Here is a 23,108-nt window from a genome sequence, read left to right on the forward strand (position 1 = left end):
CACTCTATTCATTCATGAAGTGAAGTTCTCTTCCATTATTTCCACAATAACAGCTTCTGATATTTCGGCTAGCACGTACTCTGAAGATGAAAAAATATCACCTTCCTTATTACCCAGCGCTATGCTTACAACATCAGGCTTATCATCATGAATAAGGATAACTATCTTTTTATCTAAAGCAATACAATCTATTGTGATTGCATCAGCTTTCATACCTTGATTACGCAAGGTTTTATCCATTATTCCCATTAATGTATCAACATTATCAAATTTGCTATAGAACAAATCATTCGCCTTAGCGACAACCTCTGATAAATTTTTTAGTGTATTTTTCATTGTTAACTCTTACCGATTAGAGATATTAAATTATATAGCTGGGCTGGCTTAAAGTTCATTGAACTCTTCCAGCCATTCGATGAAAGAATTAGATACCTTTTTAACGGTACAAAGATCATGGTCAAAAAACCATACTGGTGCATCTACTTTCTTACTTGCACAATCGGTATGTTTGAAACAAAACATGTTTCCCTTACAGTCAGAGGCAAACAAAGCATGTCCCTTTGGCATACCACTCATTTCATATAACTTTGATAATGAAAATACATCTTCAAGGCTTAAAAAGTCTTGTACTTCAGAAATGTCGGAATCTAAATCACAAATTTTAGTTAACACATTTGGAGTGTGCACCAAACCATATGTAGATATTAAATATTTATACGAGTCAGGTAAAAAAACATTTAATTTTGATTCGAGCTCTGCAATATCATGACTATTTATTGGAAGCATGGAGCTTTTACTGCCCCAATTTTTGACAAACAGATCAATGCTATTCATTTATGAATTCTCCAAGAAAGCTATGCCTTATTAATGAGCAAAAAATTGTCGAGGAATGAAAACAGTAAACTGTTTTATGTCCTTATTAGTTAGCTTGTTATAAAGCATACTACACAACAGAGAAAGAAAAAGTTAACTTACAATCAATGTATTTAAGCATGCGATTTACAATTACTGGTATAGAGATGATAGTTGTATCTGAAGCAGAATTTACTGAAACAAAAATATCACATTCGTCAATCTCAATCCTTTGTCGTACGTAATAATCATTTATATCGTCTAAGTTTTGCTTTGTTAAAGGTACATAGCCAACAAAGCAGTTATTTTTTAACTGTTCTTTATACGTAGAACCTAAAATTTCTCGCTGTAATGTATAAGCTTGAAATTTATCTAAACTAAGAAATCGGAAACTTATTTCAGCTTCAGTATTTGAATTTTCCACTAGACTCTCTATGTGTATAACGTTTTTATAAACGACGTTGCTATATAACCGGCTAAAATGTGACGCGAAGTGAAACCAAGTTAACCGTTAAAAGTGCTACTTGAATTACTTTTTAGATGGCAACTATAACAGACCATGCTCTAAATATAATATCAATGATACAATGCGACTCTGTACCTTACTAATTAGTGAACTATGAAAGATTGTAATCAATGCGGTAAATGCTGTATAAAATACGGAGGCGGTGATCTTTCTGCGACAAAAGAAGAAATTTATCTTTGGGAAATATTTAACCCTGAAATCTTCAAATTCGTTAAGAACAACGATATATGGTACGACCCTAAATCAGGTTCAAAACTCAAAAGGTGCCCATTCCTTGAAATTGCTCCCAAAATAGACTCTCTCGCCCCAAATTTATATACATGCAGTATTTACTTAGATCGGCCTGAAGACTGCCGTCATTACCCTAGCCTAATTACTGAAATGATTCGAGATGAATGTGAGATGATTGAAGTAACAGACTTAGAAAATCAGAAACAAGCTCAAATAAAACTAGATATATTGATGAAAGATAGCCGCTCTTAAAACTCTTCATTGGCAAGTTCAGCTATGGGTTATGGTTGTTTTCTAATTTGATTAGCACAATGTGCTAAAACAATCGCGCCAGCGGTTGAAACATTTAGGGAGTTACCCATGCCATACATAGGAATGTGTATTTGTTGATGACTTAATTGCAATGCAGATTCACTCACGCCTTTACGTTCATTTCCTAATACCAATACACACGGGGATGGATATGTAACTTCGCTATAATCAACGGATTGATGGCACAGTTCAACACTATAAACAGCATATCCCTTTTCCAATAAGGTTTGTAAGCTTGCCGTGGTACTATCACTATATTCAATACAAACCCATTTAGCTTCATTTCTACAAGCTTTTTGAAATTTCTTATCTGAAATAGTTAGCTCGCCACAGATAATAATTTTTTCAATAGCAAAAGCATCAGCCAAGCGAATAAAAGCACCAATATTGTAGCTATTAGTTACATGGTCTAATACTAGTATCAGGGGGGTTTTTGGCTTATTTAAGTATTCATCTCGTGCTGGTTTGGTTTTTCTAATGTCTTCTTTGCTAAGTTGAATTTTTGAATCCATGTTACGCCCTACTATTGATTTCTTGATTTTTACGCATCTTTTTACTGCGCTTATAGCACGTTGCAGATCTGCTGAGAATTGTGCAATTTTGTCGCCACCGTTAGTCGATATGATGAAATAACTGGATCTATTGACAATAATGCATGGAGATACGGACAAATGGACTTGGTATTATTAGCCGCAACACTTTTTATACTTATTCCCGCTGCCACATGAACAAGGATCATTACGATTCGGGGTTTTATCGAACGTTGTTGTAGTTGGCTTGTTTAGTATGGCGTTAAGTTCAGTGATATCTTCATCAATGCTGCTATCAACGGTAATATCAGCATAAAGTCCATTAGCGGCAACTTGTGTCTCTACTTCTAACTTTCTTTCATCGTTACAAACCACTAGCGTTAATGGTTTTTTCTCTGTGCCAAGCTTAACCGTACGCTTCGTATTATACCCAGTTTTTATGTGATTAACTCTGGTGTGGATACGCCCTTTATAATACAGATCGTGCATGATGTTCTCCGCTAATTAAATACTTGGTTTAAGCGCGGCAGTATAACGTAAAGTGGCAAATAGTCGACTGTTGAATTAATTGTCTGCCTTTTATTTTGCCTTTTACTCAGAATCAGAATATCCCGCCCAAATATCTGCATTCACTGGCGCTTTATTTTTGCGTTTTTTCTTACCGCTACCTTCAGGTTTTGCCATCGGTTTATCTACGCTTGAAAGGTTAACTTCATCGGCTTCAAAACCCTCTACTTGCTCACGTTCAAGACGAATCTTGTTCTTCTTTTCGATGACTTTAAAATGGTGATAATCTTCATGATCGATAAGCGATAACGCTAAACCCACTTCACCGGCACGGCCACTTCGACCAATACGGTGCATGTAGTCTGATGGACTTCTTGGTAAGTCAAAATTGATCACCACCGGCAGCTTTTCGATGTCTAGGCCGCGAGCAGCAATGTCAGTTGCAATTAACACTTCAATCTCACCCGCTTTAAAAGAGTCAAGTACACGACTACGTGCGCCTTGGCCCTTATCGCCATGAAACACTTCGGCAGCAATACCACGTTTAGAGAGTTTTTCAGCTAAGTGATTACAGCTGTTTTTGGCATTGACGAAAATAAGTGCTTGTCGCCATTGCTGTTGTATGATCAAATGCGCTAATACAGCTGTTTTTTCGCCTTTGTTAACGGTGAAAACGCGCTGCACCAGGGTACTGGCGTCGCTACTCTGCACTTGTATTTCAACTGGGTTGTTGAGCAATTCTTGAGTTAACGCCTGTACTTGCTCAGGAAAGGTCGCGGAAAATAATAAGGTTTGTTTGCTCGACGGCGTTAATGCTAATAGCTCAGATAACTCGGCAGTAAAACCTAAACTTAACATCCGATCGGCTTCATCAAGCACTAAGGTTTTAACCCTATCTAGCTTAATGGCATTACTTGAAATTAAATCGAGTAATCGACCAGGCGTAGCAACCAAAATATCAGTGCCGCCTCGTAATGCGAGCATCTGAGTATTCGCTGAGACACCACCAAAAACAGCAACCGTTTTAATCACGCCGTTAAAATGCACCGCATAAGATTTAATGCTGTCAGCAACTTGCTTAGCTAGTTCACGGGTAGGCACCAAAATCAATCCGGCAACATAGTTACCTTTACTGCTTTTGCTACTCAGTGGTTTTTCAGCCTGCTGTTGTACAAAGATCTGCTGCAAAATAGGTAGCGCAAAGGTAGCTGTTTTACCCGAGCCAGTATTTGCCCCTGCAATTAAATCACGGCCTGCTAATACACTTGGAATAGCTTGTGCTTGAATGGGCGTTGGCTGCTGATATCCCAACTCAGCTAATCGAGCTAACAAAGGTGAAATAAGGCCAAGTTCAGTAAAGTTTGCTGGCGTTGTGACAGTAGTCATTAATATAAAGGCTCAAAGCTAAGATTATAACCCATTATTTTAGCGTATTTATGCTCTGCAAGTTAGCGAAATTGAACAAACTTTCGCTTTTTAGATCTTCGCTTGGCAAGAACTGATCAGATAATGTTGCAAAATTTAATTACTCAAGAGGATGACGTGTAGCTTTTCTTCTTTCATCTCAGTCGATATAATGAATTCGATCGAAACAAAAAATTAACAAAAGTTAATCATAAAAATAATAATAATTTTGAGGTATTTGGGATGATCTTTAAACCTGCACAGCACTCCACCGCTATTCGTACTGCGTTATCATTATTACTACTGACATTAACCGCCTGTGGCGGTAGCAGTAGTGGCAGTAAAGATACCCAAGCCCCCACTATCAGCCTAGTTGGAGATAATCCGATGACGGTGGCCCATGGCGTGACTTTTACTGACCCGGGCAGCAGCATAAGCGACAATGTCGACACTGGTTTAAGCGCAAGCGTTAGCGGTAGTGTTGATACCAACGCGCTAGGCAGTTACAGCTTGAATTACAGCGTAACTGACAAAGCGGGTAATAGTGCCACTGTTGAACGTATCGTGAATGTTACTGATCAAACTGTGCCATTACTTACCTTAATTGGCGAACAAACTATCATGGTGGAGCAAAATAGCAGCTTTACTGATCCTGGTAGCAATACCAGTGATAATATAGACAGCGAGCTTGTTGTAACGGTAACCGGGGAGGTAGATCTGACAAAGGTAGGCAGTTACACCCTCAGCTATAATGTAACCGATAGTGCTGGTAATACTGCAGTTACGGTGACAAGAACCGTCGAAGTCACCGCAATAACTGGTCAGTTAGTTGGTAGCATTATTTCAGGTTTGCCTTATCAAACAGAAACACAATCTGGGCTTACCAACGCTGAGGGGCAATATAAATACCTAACAAATGAAAGCATTAGCTTTGCCTTAGGCGATACCCCTATTGGAGATACTGTTGGTGTTCAAAAAGAGTTATCCCTTACCGATATAATCTCAGATGCAGTGTTGTACACCACTTATGGACAGTTGCATAACCTCGATAAATTACCTGATTACCACAGTGATAAAGAAGCATTTTTTCGTTTCAATAATACCCTTAGCTTGCTGGAAAGTATTGATGATGACTCCAATCCAGATAATGGTATTAATATTCCAGCTGGCGTGGTGACTCTGTTTAATGGCAAAACAATAAACCTTAAACAACATATGTTTTATTTAGCCGGAAAAGGAAGACGATATGGCGATGGAGATAAAACGTTAAAGCATGTTTTACAACCTGCTGCTGCCCAAGGATTTATTGATAGTGGTAATATTGTTGATTATGGCATTGCCCTAGATAATTACTACCGACTTAATGGCATTGCTCACCAGTTTGAAGTTATGGTAAAAAGCAGTACTGATAACGGTGAAGATGGCAGCATCGATGCCACCGAAGTTTTTACCTATGACAGCCTTGGTAATGTTACCTCCTATGTTGAAGATGATAATAATGATGGCAATCCGAGCTACATTAGATTAGTTACATTTAACGAGAATGGGCGCGAACTTAGTTACACTTATGATGAGGATGGTGACGGAATAGCCAATCAAATCAGCTATCGCCATTACGATCTTAATGGTAACCAAATAAAGTATGAAAGAGATCAAGGTGCGGATGGTAATTTTGACGGAATATCTTACGATGAGTTTGATAACTATGGCAATGAAATCAGTTATAGCTACGATAATAACGGTGACGGCACCATTAATGAATCTGGCAGTTCAACTTTTGATGCGAACGGTAACAGGTTAACGAATAGCTACGATGTAGATAACGATGGGCTAGCAGAACAGAACTCTGAATATACTTATGATGAGCGAGGTAATAGGCTCAGCAGCATTAGCTATAATAGTGACAAAAGTGTACGCACAGGACTAAGCCAATACAGCTATGATGAGCGAGATAATAGAATATCAGCGAACTATGACTGGGATGGCGATGGTAACTTTGAACAAACAGAAACAACTAGCTACGATATTAACAACAATAGATTAATTGAACAGCGCGATGATGACAACGACGGCAATATAGACTGGATTTCCATCTATAGTTACGACGACTTAGGTAACCAAGTTTTTTCCAGCTATGACGAAGTTGGGGTAAACAAAGACAGTTATTACTATACCTTTGACAGTTTTGGCAACAGGCTAACCTATCAGGGAGATGATAATAGCGACGGCACTATAAATGACATCTTTACCCACATCTATGACAGTGATGGGTATATGTTGTCACAAGAGTATGACTGGGGTAATGACGGAAGTTTAACCTATGCTTATTATTACACTCACAACAGTGCCGGAAATATGTTGTCTCGCAGAGAAGATACTGATGGCGACGGTAACATCGACAAACTAGTCACATACACTTTAGCACCTGCAACCTTCAGAGCTGTGTTCTACAACATTTTCTAGAAAATAAAGCCCCTCTTCAATGAAGAGGGGTACCTTTAAACTGGAGGAGATTCCATCCAAAAACATGATGGAATGACGCTGTTCTATTCTAGTTTTGAGTTTTCTCAAGTTGGTGCTTTGATTTTGCCAAAAAAAACCTCATTAGGTTTTCCAAAATGACGTTTTTCAATTTTCGTTTCTAGTTTCTAGTTTCTCAAAACTATGGTCTAACACCTAACGTATGGCAAATTGCATAGGTTAGCTCAGAGCGATTCAATGTATAGAAATGGAAGTCGTTAACGCCTTCACTTCTTAAAATTTTAACTTGCTCCATGGCAATGTTGGCACCAACCATATTGCGGGTAGTCGGATCATCATCAAGACCTTCATACATTTTCCCCATCCAGTCAGGTACATGAACGTTAGTCATATCAGCAAAGCGTTTAAGCATTCCGAAATTTGATACCGGCAAGATACCAGGAACGATTTCAACATCAATACCAACCGCAACACAACGATCGCGAAAACGTAGGTAAGAGTCCATATCAAAGAAAAACTGGCTAATAGCACGATTAGCGCCAGCATCAACTTTACGTTTTAAGTTTACCAAATCGAATTGGGCATTTGGCGCTTCAGGGTGAGTCTCAGGGTAAGCAGCAACTGAAATATCAAAGTCGGCAACCCCTTTTAGCAATTCAACTAAATCGTTTGCATACATATCTGGTTTTTTGCTGTTATCTGGTAAATCACCACGTAGCGCAACAATATGACGAACACCACTTTCCCAGTAATCTTTAGCAATATCGATTAACTCTTCACGGCCAGCATCAATACAAGTTAAATGCGGCGCAGCAATTAATCCGGTATCATTTTGAATGCGTTTGATCACGCCATGTGTTCGGTCACGAGTACCACTACCAGCACCATAAGTTACTGACACAAAACTTGGTTTTAATGGCGCTAAACGCTCAATAGAACCCCACAATGTTTTTTCCATTTCAGGTGTATTTGGTGGAAAAAATTCAAACGAAACGTTTAAGTCGCTACCTATGTCTCTTACTGTTCTGTTTAGTAAATCTAATTGTCTAGCTCTGGCATTCATTAGTTAATCCCCTTAATTTCTACTTCTTTTGTTTTTACAGCAAGTTCACGACATAGGTTAACTAAATCTGAGTGTAATCCGCCGGCAGTTACGTCACGACCAGCGCCAGGACCTTGAATAATCAAAGGATTATCTTGATACCAGTTGGTTGTTAATAAAAATATATTGTCACATGGTGTTAAGTTAGCAAAAGCATGATCATTCGCTAAAATTTCTAATCCTACTCTGGCATTGTAGCCAGATTCGGTTTTACTAAAACGAGCAACGTAGCGTAAACAGCCATTTTGTTGCTGCGCTTCTTGCAGCTTATTAGCAAAGTATTGATCAAGTAAATTCACCTGCCCTAAAAACTCATCTACAGATAAACCTATTAAAGAATTGGGTACTAAATTTTGGCAATCTATATCTTCAAGCTCTAATTCAAAACCGGCAAGGCGCGCTAAAATAAGCAACTTACGCTGTACATCTAAGCCCGATAGGTCATCTCGCGGATCAGGCTCTGTAAAGCCTTGCTCGAGTGCATTTAGTAGTAACTGAGAAAACGCTAAGCTACCATCAAAATTTGAGAACAGCCAAGATAATGTACCTGAAAAAATACCTGCAACTTCATTTATTGTGTCGCCGCTATTAAGTAAATCATTTATCGCATAGTTCACTGGTAAACCTGCACCAACGGTGGTGTTTACTAACCATTGGCTGCCAGTATTATACTGTGTGCTTAATAATTTTTTATAGGTCGCAGTACTACTGGCACCTGCACATTTGTTAGCACTAATCACATGGATACCTTGCTCAAAAAATGCTTGGTATAAATTACTGAACTGTTCACTTGGAGTAATATCTACGAGCACCAGTTCATCATATGGATGCTGTGACAACCAATCTAATAATAGTTGGTTATCATAAGCTAAACTGTCTTGTTGAAACAATTCTAAGGCTTTGCTAACTTCAATACCATCGGTATTAATCAAGGCCTGTTTAGATGAAGCAAGCCCAACTAAATGTACGTTTTCAAGTGCAGGAACACGACTAAGCTGTTGTGGTAACATTTCAAGAAAGCGCTTACCAATATTACCAAGGCCCGCTATCACTAAACCAATATTTCGAGAGTCTTTGGTTACTTGTGAATGTACTTTATTGATTAACTCAACAGAGCTTTCATGTTCAAAAAATGCCAATAAGCTATGGCCATTACTAGATCCAACAAATTGGGCAATATCGGTATGCTTAAGAGCGCGTTTAAAGCGAGCCTTAATTTCACCTCGATTGGCAATTTGATAACCAACAACGGCGATCAATGACACATTTTTAGTTGTAAGATTTATGTTTTGTTCTTGCAAATATTGCAATGCTAAATCGGCAAACTGCTGTGAAATAACAATGCAGGTTTTATTTTGGCATTGGTAAATTGGTTGAAACCGAGTATTAATTTGCTCTAAAATTTTTGCAGTAAATTCATTAGAATCAATTTTGATAAGTTCATTATTATGAGTAACAGAGATTTCACTTTTGGCAATTTCACCAAATGCGCCAATTTCTGTACCACTGTCTTGCGGTGCAAAGCTACTCGCCACATTCAAATGAATATTATGTGTAGTTAACGGGTTAAGAGTATTGGCATGTAATATCGGGTTTCCTAGGCGCCCCAACTCTTTGGCAACTGAGTTTTCTAAACGAAATAATTTACGTGCCGTATTAACAATACGAGGATCGGCACTGTACACACCATTCACGTCAGTCCACAAGGTAACATTTTTAGCATTTAATAAATGCGCGGCTATGGTAGCTGAATAATCACTACCATTACGACCAAGCGTATGTGAGTTGCCCTGCTCATCGCTAGCAATAAAACCAGTTAAGATATTTAACTGATTGGCTGATTTTTCAAGGACAATATTTTGCTTACTTAGCTGTTCATTCAACTGAAAATTGTTGGTAGAATCGAGAATCAAAACTTTTCTAGCATCAATGGCGTTGGCTTTACAAACATTTTGATTTAATACCGTAGCTAATAATCTAGCGGACCAAAGCTCACCAAAAGCTAGAACGTCATTTCGACTGTTTTTAAACGAATTTGTAAATTGACTATCTATAAAGGCAACATCTTCATCTATCTGTTGAAGCAATTTTGAGGCTTGAGAGCTATCGAGCAATTCATGAATCAATGCTGTTTGAGTATTTTTTAACCGCGCCAATTGAACAGTAAATTGTTCTTTATTATCAGTACTTTCAAACAATGCGAATAGTTGGTCTGTTGTTTTACCATTTGCCGAAACAACAATAAAATCATTCAAAGTAGCATTGTCTTTGATGATTTCAACCACGCGCATAATACATTGTGCATTTGCTAAACTACTGCCGCCAAATTTATGCACATTAGTTGTTACTTCAATCTGTTTTAAAGGGTTTAATGAAGAATTAAATTCAATATTTTGTACTTGCTGTTGCATTAGTTACCCACCGCTTGCGATGCTGTTAGTGCATGGCTTAAATCTTCAATAATATCGCTAATATCTTCAAGGCCAACCGAAACACGAATAAGTGTTTGGCTGATACCTGCAGTTTTTTGTGCTGCTAAATCCATGCCCGCATGGGTCATAGTAGATGGATGAGAAATTAGGCTTTCAACACCACCTAAAGATTGTGCCAAAGTAAATAACTTAACATTGGCAAATAAAGTTTTAACCTGCTCTACACCACCATTAAGTTCAAATGAAAACATGCTACCAAATCCGGCTTGTTGTGCTTTGGCTATTTCGTGCCCTGGATGATCAACTAAACCTGGATAATGGATAGTGCTTATAGCCGGGTGGCTTTGTAAAAAATGCACTAGTTGCTTGGTATTTTCATCATGTTGTTTTAAGCGAATAGGTAAGGTTTTAATACCGCGTAAGGTTAAATAGCTATCAAATGGGGAACCGGTAATACCAATACAGTTCGCCCACCAAGTTAACGTTTCACCAAGTTCAGCATCTTTAGTAACTATCGCGCCACCAACAACATCGGAGTGACCATTAATAAATTTGGTGGTTGAATGAATAACAATATCTGCGCCTAAATCTAATGGTCGCTGTAATAATGGCGATAAAAAAGTATTGTCTACGGCAACTAAAGCACCAACTTGTTTAGCTTGCTGACAAATTTTAGCGATATCAACAAGGCGTAATAATGGGTTACTAGGGGTTTCTAATAAAACTAATTTAGGCTTTTGCGCTAGTGCATCACTAAGTTGCTGCTCATTAGTTTGATCAACAACCTGTAATTTGAATACGCCGCGAGCAGCCAAGTGAGTGAATAAACGGTAGCTACCACCATAACAATCATGTGGGATAAGTAGGGTATCTTCGCTAGTAAGTAACTGGCAAACCAAATGAATAGCTGACATACCTGTACTAGTAATTACACCTGTACTGCCACCTTCTAAGTCAGCAATAACCTCTGCTAAGGTAGTTCGCGTTGGATTACCACTACGTGAGTAATCATACTGACGCTTTTCATTAAAGCCTTTTAAGCTATAAGTACTCGATAAATGCATAGCAGGTACTACAGCGCCATGATGTTCATCACTATTTATGCCTGCTTGTACAGCTATTGTATTCAATTTATCGTGTTTCATAATGAGCTCTTTGTCAGTTATTTTGGTTTAAATTTAAAACTAGATGTTTAGACGTCTATAAATCTAAACGTATTCGTCTTCGAGGTCAAGAAGTTTTAGCCATCTAAACATCTTTGCTTTTAGATGTTGACTAGATTTATATAACCAGTACAATTTAGTTATTAGTTATACTCGTAATCATTCAATGTACGGGTACATAAAAACAAAGAACTAGAAAACTTATTTAAATGGGGAATATCGATGGCTGAATGGAATGGGGAATACATCAATCCTTATGCACAACACGGTAAAAAAAGTGAGCAAGTTAAAAAGATCACTGTATCTATACCGTTGCGAGTTTTAAAAGTTCTTACCGACGAAAGAACACGCAGACAGGTGCAAAACTTACGTCATGCAACTAATAGTGAATTACTTTGCGAGGCATTTTTACATGCGTTTACTGGCCAACCATTACCAGACGATGCTGATTTAGCTAAAGGTAATGAACAAGTTTTACCGGAAAGTGTACGTAAAATTTTAGAAGAGCAAGGCGTTACCGACTTTTCTGAGTATGAAGAACAAGAATAAATAAATTCGTTTCTCACCTTCCTTTGCCATATCTATGGTCCTAGAGGGTATACACAAAAAAACAGCACCTATTATGGTGCTGTTTTTATTTAAATATATTGTTATGCATTTGGCGTTAAAATCACCTTTCCATCGCTCTTATGTACGGCATAATGTTCAAGTGCGGTGGCAAAACCATCAAAATCAAACTGACCATAAATATCCGTTTGAAAAATACCTTCGGCAAATAGTTTTTGTACTTTTTTGCTTAAGCCAAGTACTTGCCATGGTTTAGCATTACCAATGTAAGTTGCTAACCAAAAGCCTTCAATTTTTTGATTTTTAAATATCACATCAGCAACAGCAAATTGGCCACCAATGGGATCTTGAGTTTCAGTTAATCGACCATAAACAATACCTGTAGAGCCAATAGGCATACAGCTCATTGTTTTTGGTGTATCAACATCGGCTACAGCATCTAATAGCACAGTTGCCTTTAACTCTTTACTCGCCAGCTTTAACTCATCTCGAAACGATTCAGTATCAGTTAAAATTACTCTATCCGCACCTAACTGCTCTAATACTGCAACATTGGACTTTGAACGCACAATAGCAATAGTTTTTATGCCTTGCATTTTGGCATAGCGAATCACCCCTTTGCCTACTTGGCTTGCTGCTGCATTAATGACTACAGCTTTTGCGCCTAGCTCTTTAGCTCGCTCTATTAAGCACACCGAAGTACAAGGATTAACGATAATTGTTGAAGCCTGATCGTCACTTATTTCTTTGCGTACAGGTAAACAGTAACTTGCCTTGGTGATTGCATATTGTGCCCAAACGCCATCTTTACCCGGCGTTGCCGAAACAGCTACGCGTTTGCCATTTAGCCACTTACCATATAAACCGGCATTAGCTGCAATGATCTCACCGCAACCTTCAAACCCGGCATAAGCTCCATCTACTGGAGGTAAGCCATATTTTCCCATTAAGTAAACTAAATCGGATGGATTAATAGGCGCAGCAGACATTTTTACTAATACTTCTCCGCGCTTTAGTTTTGGCAAAGGCTTTTCAATAAGGGTTATACGATCACTTAATGGTGCGTCTAAATTGTCAATAAAATTTAAGGCAAAGCCTTTATTGGTGGTTGGGTATGTGCTCAATGTTTGTCTCTAAAGTAAAAAACGGTCAATATTAGAATAATATTGACCGTTGATAATTGATAGCTTTTTAATTCAAGGATGAATTAACTTAGAATTGCCATGGATGGCTTAAATTCTGTAATTTTTAAAGTTCAGTAACTGGCTATCGCCATAACGCGCGAATAAATTCACGCCAACCAGGTTGGTCCGAATTCATTCGGACGTTATCCTCGAAAAGCACACGGTACTATTAAAAAAATGCCGCTTTAGCTGCTTCGCTTATTTCAATGTCACTCATTTGCGCACGCTGTAATAACTCCCAAAAGTAACGATACGTTGCTCTATCGTGTAATTCACCTTTATGTTGAATTGGTCCCCAGCTATTTGCTTGAGCCGCAAGTAAAATAGCTTCAGCATCTTCTACTTCTTCAAAATTAGGCTTCATAGCATCAACAATTGCGGTAATTTGAGTTGGATAAATACTCCACATACGCATAAAACCAAACTCGTTGCGCGCACGACTAGCATCGTCAGTAGTTTGTTGAGTATTTTTTAAATCCAATGTCACGTTATGTGCCGGTACTACACCATTTGCAAGTGCGGCCGCGACTAATTCAGTTTTTGCACGTTTTAATAATGCATGGTCAAATTGACCAGGACTACGCATACAAGATGCAGGGATCGCACCATAGTGACCAGATACAAAATCCATCATGCCAAAATCTAACAACTGTACCCATGGAGTTGCTGCTATTTGCCAAACGTCACGTAATGCGCCATGTGTTTCAATCAGAACATGTACAGGGATTTCTCGGTCGATTGAGTGGAATTTAGCAAGACCTTGAATGTAAGTCACCATTTCCAGAATTTGTGCACCTTCAGTACATTTTGGCAGAGTTATGTATGCAAGTTTGTGCCCACAACCTGGGATTAAAATGTCTAAATCTTTTTTCCAATGCGGATGCGATGGATCATGGATACGTACACCCATCATATTAAATTCATTGTCATCACTACCTATGATACGTGCGACCATTTCAGCATGTTCTTTTTCAGAACCTGCCGCAGCGCCATCTTCACAATCACAGGTAATATCAAATACTTGACCTATATCTTTTTGCATTTGCATTGCTTTGAGGATCAGCTTTTCTGAACCGGCAAAATGTTCACAGCTTGGGATCACTGGAAATGGTTTCTCCGCATCAAAAAGTGCGTCATTTGGATGTACAGTTGCAGACATTTAAAATTCCTCAAGTTTATTTCAGTGGTGTAAATTAATTACAGATGCTCTGTAATAAGTCAATGCTTGGTCAACAAAATTAGACTAAATGATTAGGGTAGTTAAACTTAATTATGCAAACTACCACTAATGGATTAGATACATTAACACTAAAATTGTTTATACATTAATAATATAAAATTAATAAAAAGCATGTTGTTGCCTAGGTGCCACATCGACTCCTAGTTAATTGTTATAACTTACACTACAACATAAGATTCAAAATTCAAACACTTTTTTAAAACAATTGTTTGAAATGTTTACTCTAATTGTGTAAGTATAGATAAAAGTTTTCATGGAAATGACAATGTTTTTCAAAAATTGGCTATTAAACAACCTAGGGGAGAAGTAAATGAACTACCATAATGAGTTCTTAGAGCAGGTAGACGAAGAAGACGTACTCGGAGGCACATGGCCAGGTATTCAGTTGTACTATCCGCCAGTCAAATACTCTCCAAAAGATGAAGAATATGAAAATATGGAGCAAGCCGCTGAGCGTATGCGTAAACATGCCCATAATTGCCAAGCCCATACTTTACTATTCGATTTAGAAGATGGTTGTCGCCAAAAAGAAATGAGTCGCGAGCTGTTACTAAATGAACTTCCTAAATTTCCAGAACGCGATTTTCAAATAGCCCTTCGTATAAACCCATTTCGTACCGATGAGTATGAAAAAGATTTAGAAATGATCATGAAAGTGGCTGAACATATTGATGTAATTGTGCTAGCTAAAGCTGGTGAAATGTATGGTGCTGCCGAAATTCGAGATCTTTCGGCTTGGTTGTTAGGGGTTAATCCTAAAATTGAAATTCAACCAATTATTGAGCATCCTCGAAGCTTAAAAATTGCAGCTGAATTAATGGCATTTCCAGCGGTTAAGCACGTTGTATTTGGTATTCACGATTTCTCGAAAGCAATGGCGATTCACTTAACACCAGAAGGCTGGATCGAAGAATTGCTTACCTACCTAAGAATGCTATTACTTGAGGCAAGAATTGCCGGTAAAGGTGTTATCGGTGGAGTTGAAGTATTAATTAATGATACGCCAATGCCAGAAAAATTTATCGAGCCTGACGATGTTCGTCGTTGGTTAGATTTACACGGCGATCACGAATCGCATGTAGTACATGGTCATGCTGTAGTTGAAACGCAAATGGGTTTAACCGGTAAACAGCTTATTCACCCGTACCATATTCATTTATGTAAGGTAGCATTTACGCCATCGCCAAAAGTTATAAAGCGTAATGTGCAAATATTACAAATGGCCATAGATGCCGACGCCCTGTTAGGCGGAGCTATTAAATATGAAGGAGAAATGCTTGATCCACCAATGTTTGGTAAAGCGTTGCAAACACTATTAAGAGCCTATGCATTGAAGTCTTTAGATGAAAAAGATAAACAATTTGCCATAGATGTATTGAAGAAACTGCCTATCACGGTTATTCGTGAAAACTGGCCATACGGCCGCATTTAACCGGCGTTTATGAGGATAGAATTATGATTAAGTTTGATGATTTATTAACACAGAACGCTAATGGTTGGCAGTGGCACATACCTGAACATTTCAATATTGCCTATGCCTGTGTGCGACAGCATGTTGAACAAAACAATGGCAACAAAACTGCACTAGTTATTGAAGATGACAAGTTAGGTACATGCGAGCTGAGCTATGCTGAACTAGATAGCTTAAGTGGTCGTTTTGTTTATACCTTGAAGGAATTAGGATTAAATGCTGACGATAGAGTATTGATTCGTTTACCAAACTCTAGCGATTACCCAGTAAGCTTTTTTGGTTGTTTAAAACAAGGCGCTATTGCCGTGCCTACATCAACATTGTTGTCAGCACCAGAAGTTGCTTACTTAGCCAAAGACTCTGGCGCGAAAGTATTAGTTACCGCTAAATCTATGTGGCCAGAGCTAAAGTCTATATTAGAAGAAGATACCCAGCTTAGTGCCGTATTATTAGCTGGCCCGGGTGAAATGCCTAGTGATTGCACAGGTTTAAATGTGCAAGTTTTAGATTTAGAAGAGTTGCTAAATACGAGCCCAGTTGATGATACAATTGTAGCAAGTACGCCAGATGATCCTGCGTATTTAGTCTATACCTCAGGTACTACCGGATATCCAAAAGGCGTGTTGCATGCACACCGCTCTTTAATTGGTCGTTTACCAGCCAGTCGCTTTTGGTTCGATTTTAAAGAAGGCGATCGAATCATGCACTCGGGTAAATTTAACTGGACCTACGTTTTAGGCTCAGCATTAATGGATCCTTTATTTCATGGTCATACGGTAATTGTGCATGAAGGAGCAAATGATGCTTCTACTTGGCCAAAACTTATTGCTAAGCATAACTGTACAATATTTATCGGTGTACCAACGATTTATCGTCAAATTATTCAAAAAACTGAATTTAAAGGCGAAAATGTACCTTCTCTTCGCCATTGTATGAGTGCCGGTGAACATTTAAGTGATGAAATGCTGTTAGCTTGGCGCGAACGTTTTGGTATGGATGTTTATGAAGCGATTGGTATGTCAGAATTTTCTTATTATATTTCACAAAATAAACAACAACCTATTCGCCCAGGTGCGGCTGGTTTTACTCAGCCAGGTCATGATGTTGTGTTACTAAATGAAGAAAATAAACCTGCTCAAGCTGGTGAAGAAGGCATGATCGCCATACCTGAAAGCGATCCAGGCTTGTTTTTAAATTATTGGCAACTCCCTGAAGAAACCGAAAAAGCCAGGCACAGCGGTTATTTCTTCACTGGCGATTATGCAAGGGTCGATGAAGATGGCTATATTTGGTTTGTAGGGCGCAAAGACGACATCATTAATACTTTTGGTTACCGCGTATCGCCACACGAAATTGAGCGAGTAATAAAAACTCATCCAGACGTTGCCGATTGTGTGGCTCTTGGTGAAGAGCTGGGTAAAGATAAAATATTAGTCAGTGCCTGTATTATTTTAGCGCCTGGTGCTACAACCACTAAAGAAGATATTTTAAACTTTGGTAATAGTCATTTAGCTAAATATAAAGCACCCAAAATTGTCCATTTTTATGATGACTTTCCACGCACTAAAAATGGCAAAGTATTACGTAAACAGATGCTAGCTGAGCTTGCTGAACAAAACAAACAACCGGCCACCCAAGGAGCCTAAGTATGAACTGCAAAACACAAGAAAATTTTCGACCAAGACGCAGTGCATTATATGTTCCAGCACACCGTGAGCAATACATAACTAAAGCACGTGGATTATCTGCTGATGTAATCATTTTTGATTTACAAGAATCGGTACCGCCTTCTCGTAAAGAAGAAGCAAGAGCATTATTAGTTGAGCAATTACAAAATAGTGACTTTGGTTATTCAGAAAGAATCGTACGCGTTAACAAGCTTGACTCTCCTTGGGGGAAGGCCGATATAGCCGCTATAGCTGAACTTGATATTGACGGCGTATTATTTCCTGATATTGAAAGTGGCGAGGAACTAAACCTAGCCGTTGCCGCGTTAGATAATGCCAATGGTGAAAATAAATTGGTTATGGCAAATATTGAATCTCCTCTAGGTGTATTACGCGCCGAAGAGATTTGTGCTGCCAGTCCAAGGCTAACAACTGTTGTTATGGGTACCACCGATCTCGCTAACTCATTACGGGTAAATGTAACACTTGATAGACAAGGATTATTAACCTATTTGTCGATGTGTATATTAGCCGCCAGAGCACACAACAAAAGCATTATAGATGGCCCACATTTTAATTTAAAAGATGTGGTTGCTTGTGAGTATAGTTGTCGACAGGCTCGCGATCTAGGCTTTGATGGTAAAGCAGTTATTCACCCAGTACAGTTAACTTATACCAACGACGCGTTAACACCTAAAGGTGAAGATATTCGTAAAGCTAAAGGCATTATTTCAGCGATGGAACAAGCTAAAGCTGATGGCCAAAGTGTTGCGGTAATCGATGATAGATTAATTGAGCCGTGTTTAGAGCAATGGGCTAATCGTGTTATTTGTTTATACACCAAGGTGAATGAAATTGGCCAAGGTGAATTAACACTTGGTTAATTACAGCTGAATAATCGAAAGAGTAACGTTACATGACAATAACAACAAATTATCTGCCAACGCCAGAAGGTCTTTATTTTGAAGATTTTTTTGTCGGTCAACCTTTGGTTCATGGTGTACCTCGCACCATAACCGAAGCTGATTGCACCCTTTATACGGCGCTAACCGGTTCTCGTTTTGCCTTGCATTGTGCAAAAACGGTGGCTAACGCAGTTGGTTTTGCCGAAATGCCAGTAGACAATTTCCTATTGTTTCATATCGCCTTTGGTAAAACTGTAAACGATGTATCATTAAATGCTGTGGCTAACCTTGGTTACGCCGAAGTTACTTTTAAACGCCCTGCTTTTGCTGGCGACACCATCAAAGTGGTTAGCGAAGTAATTGGCTTGAAAGAAAACTCAAATGGTAAAACCGGGGTGGTTTACGTTCATTCCACTGCGGTGAACCAAGATGATCATATAGTTTTAAGTTTTAAACGTTGGGTTATGGTCCATAAAAAAGATATGCAAACTAAGTGCGCTGCGCCGCAATTACCAGAGTTAGCAAGCGAAGTTAGTTCAACACAGCAAGTAATTCCTGCTCAAATGAATTTAGCTGACTGGCCAGATTATGCTAGTGACTCACAACTAAAAGCATCAGAGTTTACTGTTGGCGATACTTATTTTCATCGAGATGGCATTACCATAAATGATTCGGATCACTCATTAGCAACACGGCTTTATCAAAATAACGCTCGCGTGCATTTTGATCAGCACATGATGAATGACTCAAAGCATGGCATGCGTTTGGTCTACGGCGGACATATCATTTCACTTTGTCGAGCGCTAAGCTATAACGGTTTAGGTAACGGTATATGGTTAAGTGCAATTCATAGTGGTAGTCATTGTAACCCGTCTTTTGCCGGTGACACCATTTATGCACAAAGTACGATTTTAGAAATAACAAACGTTGCAGATAGAGATGATCTCGCCTTGGTGAAAATAAACATGCTCGGTATTAAAAACAATAGCCCAGAACAAATGGAGTTTTTAACTCGAACAGTTGATGGTAGAAAGAAATACCACAACGACGTTGTTCTCGATCTAGAGTTAACCGTAATCATGGTTAAGTAACATTCTTTTGCAGTGCTAAACAACTTACAAGGTGGCGTATAACCCCCAACCGTTATGCGCCACCGCCTTTTAAGGCTTACTATAATATCCCTATTTCATCATTGAGCATGTTCAAATTTACGCCTCAACTTAAACAAGATTATTCGGCAGTTTCTGTTATTGAGTTTTGCTGAGAATTTGCTAGCGCGACCACATCTACTTTACGGTTTTTATGTAAAAATTTATTTAAGTAAGCAATGCTGTCATAGGCATGATATTTAGTCGCGAACTCAGTAATTGTAAGTTCGTTACAATGTAAGTTTTCAACTACATTTTTTTCGCCATATTGCTCTAATCCCATTAAACTTTTCAATTTATCTAGGTCATTAGTCGCAGCAGCAATGCAAGTGTGCGTATTTCTATCGGCATTAGATGTATCAAATTGAATCGAATCAGCTTGAGTATTGAATGCGATAGTTGAAGTTAAGATGGTTACTAAAAGTGTTACTGTTTTCATGTTATTTCCTTAATTACCTACAACGAGTAGTAATTATGTTGATTAATTTTAAATGTTTGGTGATTCAATTTTGAAAATTTTGTATTTGCATACAGATAAATTTGATGGCTTGATCACTTTATTATTATTCGACAGGAAATCTTTAGGCTGCTAAACGCTTTTGTTGCTTGAGATACTTCTTTATTTTCTTGGTTAACTCAGCAAATTTATCGGCGATGATTATAGGTCTATAATATTTATTTACTAGTTCATTCTAGAACTAAAATGACATTTGTCATTTGTTAATTAGAACCTGTAAAGTCAATGTTAACAAGGCCTGACGAGGGCGTTAACAAACTAAACTTACATCATTATTTGACTTGCAGAGTGCCATCAGATTTACCATTTAAAAGTACTCTAAAGCGCATAATTGATAAAAAGCTTTCTTTTTTGCTTTTTTGAGTTGTAATTGTTGTTAGTTAATCGTCTTAATAGTACATTGATACAAACAATAAAAGAGTTATTCTCATGTCTTTAGATATTAATAAAATTTCCGTAAAAAACTCGCTGACAAGTTGTTTTGGTACTGCTTTAGAGAGTATTAATGGCGGTGATGAATTTCTTGCATTATTAGCAAATAATGCCGATGAGGTTCACATTGACAGTCACGATTACCTGTTAAATGAAGGAGAGTCCGCCGACTACGTGTTTATTCCAATTTCTGGCTCGGTGATGCTTGAACGAACAGCATCAAACGGAGCTAGACAAGTTTATGCTTTCTTATTTACCGGTAATATTTTAGGTCTATCAACATCAAGTATTGCCAAATATAACTACAGTGCCAAGGCATTATCAGATCTGACTGCGATCAGAATTAATCGTCAGGTACTTGAAGAGTTCTTCAAACGTGCGCTCGATATTGGCAAAAAGTATCATACTCGTACCGAAGTAGTACTTTCAGCAATGCTTGATCATTTATTTGTGATGGGCCAACGTACTGCTCATCAACGATTAGCACATTTTCTACTTGATATGGAAAACCGTTTATTTTGCCATAAAGGCCAATACAATTTACCAATGAGTCGCCAAGACATTGCCGATTACTTAGGCATGACTGTTTCTACGGCCTGTCGCGGCTTTACCGCGTTAAAGAAAAAAGGCTGGATCAGTATCAGCAGTAATTCATTAATTATCATTAATGACCGTGATGCAATGACGCATTATATTACTGATTAAAAGCGCATACTCAGAAACAATTAACCACGTCATTGCGGCGAAGGCCGCAACCTCCTTTCGGATATAGCGTGCCAATAAACAATCGCTTCCTCAAACTACTTTCAACTAAGCTACACTTAAGTTTCATTTATTGAAAAGGAATTCAATCATGAAACAACCCGCAACCTATATTATTTCTAATGATCACAATACCGTTTTGTACATTGGCGTAACAAGTAATTTAATTCAGAGAATATACCAACATAAAGAAAAAATTATTGGTGGCTTTAGTGCTAAATACAACTTAACAAAACTTGTTTATTTTGAATTATTCAACGACATGGAAAACGCAATTGTAAGAGAAAAGAGATTAAAGCAGTGGCATCGAAAGTGGAAAAATAGATTAATAGGAGAGGTTAATCCAAACTGGCGAGATTTATACCCTGATATTATTTGAGCTTATTTTTGCTAGCCACAGCATGCGTCTGGAGGTTGCGGCCTGCGCCGCAATGACGGTGTACTTTCTATAAACTCGTGGAGGTCTCTTGTTCGCTCTTAGCAACCGATTAAAACACTGCTTTATCTATTTTGAAGCGTTCTATATCGCTTGCACTATACCCCAACGATCGCAAAATCTGTGCTGTATCCGCACTAAACTCTGGTGTTTTAAGGTTTGGTTGAGCGGGTTCTTCACTGAATTTAATTGGAACCCCCAACGACTTATTACCATGCTCATCGGTTAAAATCATGTCGCGCTGCTGTAAATGCGGCTCTTGCATGGCACTATGTAAATCACGTACTGGTGCCCAACACACGTCAATTTCAGCAAGATATTCTTCCCACTCAGCTAACGTCTTACTGGCAAATTGCTCGCGCAAAAATACTCTCATAGGTTGTTGATGATCACCCGGACCTTGTTTGGCCAACTCGGTCATTTCGGGCTTTCCTAAGGCGCTTAATAAGTTATGAACAAACTTAATTTCACTGCCACCTAAAGTTAAGTATTTGCCATCTTGAGTTTGGTAAATATTATAAAAACCATTACCACCCCATGAACGTTCTTGTTTCGTCTCTGCGGCCTTATTCTCAGCAAAAATTGGTCCCATTACATTTGGTGTCCAAGCAATTAATGAATCTTGCATAGATACATCAAGGTAATCACCAAGGCCTGTAGTTTGCTTGCGTAACAGCGCCATCAATATGCCAGAAAAAGCCATTAAACTACCGGCCATATCTGCCGTAGGCATAGCGGGCATAGCCGGCACACCATCAGCACCTAAATTCACGCTAACCAAACCAGAATCTGCCTGAATACTTAAATCATGAGCTGGGCTTAAACGCTTATCACCGGTTTGTCCGTAAGCAGAAACAGAACAATAAACGATACCCGGATTAATCGCTTTTATCGAGTCATAATCAATACCTAAACGACTAACCACGCCAGGACGAAACGCCTCAACAATCACATCAACCTCAGCGGCAAGCTTCATGAATGCAGTTTTACCTTCTGGGTGTTTTAAATTCAAACTAATGCTTTTCTTGCCGCGGTGAGTATTTCGAAACCAAACACTTTCATCACCTTGTTTCAAGCCAACTTCACGTACAGGCTCGCCTGTTGGTGGTTCAAGTTTAATAACCTCAGCACCATGATCTGCCATCATCATGGTAAAATGCGGCCCTGGTAAAAACAGCGATAAATCCAGTACTTTAATGCCTTCTAATTTCATATTCTTTCCTAGCACTTAACTGACAA

General features: G+C 38.5%; 22 protein-coding genes. 9 read left to right on the top strand and 13 right to left on the bottom strand.

What is annotated here, in order from left to right:
- Positions 1-12 precede the first annotated feature (12 nt).
- The 3 genes from RGQ13_RS18595 to RGQ13_RS18605 form a co-directional block, all read right to left on the bottom strand.
- The gene (locus RGQ13_RS18595) at positions 13-336 is read right to left on the bottom strand and encodes a hypothetical protein (RefSeq protein WP_348391224.1); all 324 of its coding nucleotides are present in this window, start codon (positions 334-336) and stop codon (positions 13-15) included.
- A 48-nt stretch (positions 337-384) separates the two neighbouring features.
- Positions 385-834 (bottom strand): SMI1/KNR4 family protein, encoded by a 450-nt coding sequence (locus RGQ13_RS18600; RefSeq protein ID WP_348391225.1) that lies wholly within the window; start codon positions 832-834, stop codon positions 385-387.
- A gap of 109 nt (positions 835-943) precedes the next feature.
- The gene (locus RGQ13_RS18605) at positions 944-1,276 is read right to left on the bottom strand and encodes a hypothetical protein (RefSeq protein WP_348391226.1); all 333 of its coding nucleotides are present in this window, start codon (positions 1,274-1,276) and stop codon (positions 944-946) included.
- 195 nt (positions 1,277-1,471) lie between these two features.
- Between RGQ13_RS18605 and RGQ13_RS18610 the strand changes: the two genes are divergently transcribed.
- Entirely contained in the window at positions 1,472-1,861 is a 390-nt protein-coding gene (locus RGQ13_RS18610) for a YkgJ family cysteine cluster protein (RefSeq protein WP_348391227.1), read from the top strand.
- Positions 1,862-1,890: 29 nt separating this feature from the next.
- Here the strand turns inward: RGQ13_RS18610 and RGQ13_RS18615 are convergent, their stop codons facing one another.
- The 3 genes from RGQ13_RS18615 to RGQ13_RS18625 form a co-directional block, all read right to left on the bottom strand.
- Entirely contained in the window at positions 1,891-2,433 is a 543-nt protein-coding gene (locus tag RGQ13_RS18615; protein ID WP_348391228.1) for a TrmH family RNA methyltransferase, read from the bottom strand.
- Positions 2,434-2,607: 174 nt separating this feature from the next.
- Complete coding sequence (locus RGQ13_RS18620) at positions 2,608-2,940, bottom strand: PBPRA1643 family SWIM/SEC-C metal-binding motif protein (protein WP_348391229.1); 333 nt, start codon at positions 2,938-2,940, stop codon at positions 2,608-2,610.
- 102 nt (positions 2,941-3,042) lie between these two features.
- Entirely contained in the window at positions 3,043-4,344 is a 1,302-nt protein-coding gene (locus tag RGQ13_RS18625; protein ID WP_348391230.1) for a DEAD/DEAH box helicase, read from the bottom strand.
- 261 nt (positions 4,345-4,605) lie between these two features.
- On the opposite strand from RGQ13_RS18625, the gene RGQ13_RS18630 reads away from it, so the two are divergent.
- Positions 4,606-6,825 (top strand): DUF5011 domain-containing protein, encoded by a 2,220-nt coding sequence (locus tag RGQ13_RS18630; protein WP_348391231.1) that lies wholly within the window; start codon positions 4,606-4,608, stop codon positions 6,823-6,825.
- 199 nt (positions 6,826-7,024) lie between these two features.
- Here RGQ13_RS18630 and metF read toward each other — a convergent pair whose 3' ends face one another.
- The 3 genes from metF to metB are packed head-to-tail and all read right to left on the bottom strand — an operon-like array spanning position 7,025 to position 11,522.
- Entirely contained in the window at positions 7,025-7,906 is an 882-nt protein-coding gene (gene metF / locus RGQ13_RS18635; protein WP_348391232.1) for a methylenetetrahydrofolate reductase, read from the bottom strand.
- Positions 7,906-10,356 (bottom strand): bifunctional aspartate kinase/homoserine dehydrogenase II, encoded by a 2,451-nt coding sequence (gene metL, locus RGQ13_RS18640; RefSeq protein WP_348391233.1) that lies wholly within the window; start codon positions 10,354-10,356, stop codon positions 7,906-7,908. The genes metF and metL overlap by 1 nt, the downstream gene beginning before the upstream one ends.
- Positions 10,356-11,522 (bottom strand): cystathionine gamma-synthase, encoded by a 1,167-nt coding sequence (metB, locus tag RGQ13_RS18645; protein ID WP_348391234.1) that lies wholly within the window; start codon positions 11,520-11,522, stop codon positions 10,356-10,358. The genes metL and metB overlap by 1 nt, the downstream gene beginning before the upstream one ends.
- 240 nt (positions 11,523-11,762) lie before the next feature.
- Between metB and metJ the strand changes: the two genes are divergently transcribed.
- Positions 11,763-12,089 (top strand): met regulon transcriptional regulator MetJ, encoded by a 327-nt coding sequence (gene metJ, locus RGQ13_RS18650; RefSeq protein WP_348391235.1) that lies wholly within the window; start codon positions 11,763-11,765, stop codon positions 12,087-12,089.
- A gap of 101 nt (positions 12,090-12,190) precedes the next feature.
- Here metJ and RGQ13_RS18655 read toward each other — a convergent pair whose 3' ends face one another.
- Together RGQ13_RS18655 and RGQ13_RS18660 are read right to left on the bottom strand one after the other, a co-directional pair.
- Positions 12,191-13,231 carry a zinc-binding dehydrogenase gene (locus RGQ13_RS18655; protein WP_348391236.1) on the bottom strand — a complete coding sequence of 347 codons (1,041 nt, stop codon included), beginning with the start codon at positions 13,229-13,231 and terminating at the stop codon, positions 12,191-12,193.
- Positions 13,232-13,460: 229 nt separating this feature from the next.
- Positions 13,461-14,450: an HpcH/HpaI aldolase/citrate lyase family protein gene (locus RGQ13_RS18660; RefSeq protein ID WP_348391237.1), complete on the bottom strand. Its 990-nt coding sequence runs from the start codon at positions 14,448-14,450 to the stop codon at positions 13,461-13,463.
- Between the two features lie 391 nt (positions 14,451-14,841).
- Between RGQ13_RS18660 and RGQ13_RS18665 the strand changes: the two genes are divergently transcribed.
- From RGQ13_RS18665 to RGQ13_RS18680, 4 genes are read left to right on the top strand one after another with little or no spacing between them, the layout of a single operon-like run.
- Positions 14,842-15,963 (top strand): HpcH/HpaI aldolase/citrate lyase family protein, encoded by a 1,122-nt coding sequence (locus RGQ13_RS18665; RefSeq protein ID WP_348391238.1) that lies wholly within the window; start codon positions 14,842-14,844, stop codon positions 15,961-15,963.
- A 23-nt stretch (positions 15,964-15,986) separates the two neighbouring features.
- Complete coding sequence (locus RGQ13_RS18670; protein WP_348391239.1) at positions 15,987-17,648, top strand: acyl-CoA synthetase; 1,662 nt, start codon at positions 15,987-15,989, stop codon at positions 17,646-17,648.
- Between the two features lie 2 nt (positions 17,649-17,650).
- Positions 17,651-18,553, top strand: a complete 903-nt coding sequence (locus tag RGQ13_RS18675; RefSeq protein ID WP_348391240.1) for an HpcH/HpaI aldolase/citrate lyase family protein — start codon at positions 17,651-17,653, stop codon at positions 18,551-18,553.
- Positions 18,554-18,585: 32 nt separating this feature from the next.
- On the top strand, positions 18,586-19,665 hold the full coding sequence (locus RGQ13_RS18680; protein ID WP_348391241.1) for a MaoC family dehydratase: 1,080 nt from the start codon (positions 18,586-18,588) through the stop codon (positions 19,663-19,665).
- A 139-nt stretch (positions 19,666-19,804) separates the two neighbouring features.
- Here RGQ13_RS18680 and RGQ13_RS18685 read toward each other — a convergent pair whose 3' ends face one another.
- Positions 19,805-20,161: a DUF3718 domain-containing protein gene (locus tag RGQ13_RS18685; protein ID WP_348391242.1), complete on the bottom strand. Its 357-nt coding sequence runs from the start codon at positions 20,159-20,161 to the stop codon at positions 19,805-19,807.
- A gap of 507 nt (positions 20,162-20,668) precedes the next feature.
- On the opposite strand from RGQ13_RS18685, the gene RGQ13_RS18690 reads away from it, so the two are divergent.
- Together RGQ13_RS18690 and RGQ13_RS18695 are read left to right on the top strand one after the other, a co-directional pair.
- A complete protein-coding gene (locus RGQ13_RS18690) occupies positions 20,669-21,376 on the top strand; it encodes a Crp/Fnr family transcriptional regulator (protein ID WP_348391243.1) in 708 nt (235 codons plus the stop codon).
- Positions 21,377-21,524: 148 nt separating this feature from the next.
- Complete coding sequence (locus RGQ13_RS18695) at positions 21,525-21,812, top strand: GIY-YIG nuclease family protein (RefSeq protein WP_348391244.1); 288 nt, start codon at positions 21,525-21,527, stop codon at positions 21,810-21,812.
- A 109-nt stretch (positions 21,813-21,921) separates the two neighbouring features.
- Here RGQ13_RS18695 and RGQ13_RS18700 read toward each other — a convergent pair whose 3' ends face one another.
- The gene (locus tag RGQ13_RS18700; protein WP_348391245.1) at positions 21,922-23,082 is read right to left on the bottom strand and encodes a CaiB/BaiF CoA transferase family protein; all 1,161 of its coding nucleotides are present in this window, start codon (positions 23,080-23,082) and stop codon (positions 21,922-21,924) included.
- Between the last annotated feature and the right edge of the window lie 26 nt (positions 23,083-23,108).

This window comes from Thalassotalea psychrophila, assembly GCF_031583595.1.
Lineage (GTDB): Bacteria > Pseudomonadota > Gammaproteobacteria > Enterobacterales > Alteromonadaceae > Thalassotalea_A > Thalassotalea_A psychrophila.

Bases quoted from the DNA above. Each gene is read 5' to 3' on its own strand.
- metB (WP_348391234.1), bottom strand. From the start codon at position 11,522: ATGAAACACGATAAATTGAATACAATAGCTGTACAAGCAGGCATAAAT.
- RGQ13_RS18615 (WP_348391228.1), bottom strand. From the start codon at position 2,433: ATGGATTCAAAAATTCAACTTAGCAAAGAAGACATTAGAAAAACCAAA.
- RGQ13_RS18660 (WP_348391237.1), bottom strand. From the start codon at position 14,450: ATGTCTGCAACTGTACATCCAAATGACGCACTTTTTGATGCGGAGAAA.
- RGQ13_RS18690 (WP_348391243.1), top strand. From the start codon at position 20,669: ATGTCTTTAGATATTAATAAAATTTCCGTAAAAAACTCGCTGACAAGT.
- RGQ13_RS18610 (WP_348391227.1), top strand. From the start codon at position 1,472: ATGAAAGATTGTAATCAATGCGGTAAATGCTGTATAAAATACGGAGGC.
- RGQ13_RS18685 (WP_348391242.1), bottom strand. From the start codon at position 20,161: ATGAAAACAGTAACACTTTTAGTAACCATCTTAACTTCAACTATCGCA.
- RGQ13_RS18700 (WP_348391245.1), bottom strand. From the start codon at position 23,082: ATGAAATTAGAAGGCATTAAAGTACTGGATTTATCGCTGTTTTTACCA.
- RGQ13_RS18675 (WP_348391240.1), top strand. From the start codon at position 17,651: ATGAACTGCAAAACACAAGAAAATTTTCGACCAAGACGCAGTGCATTA.
- RGQ13_RS18670 (WP_348391239.1), top strand. From the start codon at position 15,987: ATGATTAAGTTTGATGATTTATTAACACAGAACGCTAATGGTTGGCAG.
- RGQ13_RS18595 (WP_348391224.1), bottom strand. From the start codon at position 336: ATGAAAAATACACTAAAAAATTTATCAGAGGTTGTCGCTAAGGCGAAT.
- RGQ13_RS18620 (WP_348391229.1), bottom strand. From the start codon at position 2,940: ATGCACGATCTGTATTATAAAGGGCGTATCCACACCAGAGTTAATCAC.
- RGQ13_RS18665 (WP_348391238.1), top strand. From the start codon at position 14,842: ATGAACTACCATAATGAGTTCTTAGAGCAGGTAGACGAAGAAGACGTA.
- metF (WP_348391232.1), bottom strand. From the start codon at position 7,906: ATGAATGCCAGAGCTAGACAATTAGATTTACTAAACAGAACAGTAAGA.
- RGQ13_RS18625 (WP_348391230.1), bottom strand. From the start codon at position 4,344: ATGACTACTGTCACAACGCCAGCAAACTTTACTGAACTTGGCCTTATT.
- RGQ13_RS18630 (WP_348391231.1), top strand. From the start codon at position 4,606: ATGATCTTTAAACCTGCACAGCACTCCACCGCTATTCGTACTGCGTTA.
- metJ (WP_348391235.1), top strand. From the start codon at position 11,763: ATGGCTGAATGGAATGGGGAATACATCAATCCTTATGCACAACACGGT.
- RGQ13_RS18600 (WP_348391225.1), bottom strand. From the start codon at position 834: ATGAATAGCATTGATCTGTTTGTCAAAAATTGGGGCAGTAAAAGCTCC.
- metL (WP_348391233.1), bottom strand. From the start codon at position 10,356: ATGCAACAGCAAGTACAAAATATTGAATTTAATTCTTCATTAAACCCT.
- RGQ13_RS18695 (WP_348391244.1), top strand. From the start codon at position 21,525: ATGAAACAACCCGCAACCTATATTATTTCTAATGATCACAATACCGTT.
- RGQ13_RS18680 (WP_348391241.1), top strand. From the start codon at position 18,586: ATGACAATAACAACAAATTATCTGCCAACGCCAGAAGGTCTTTATTTT.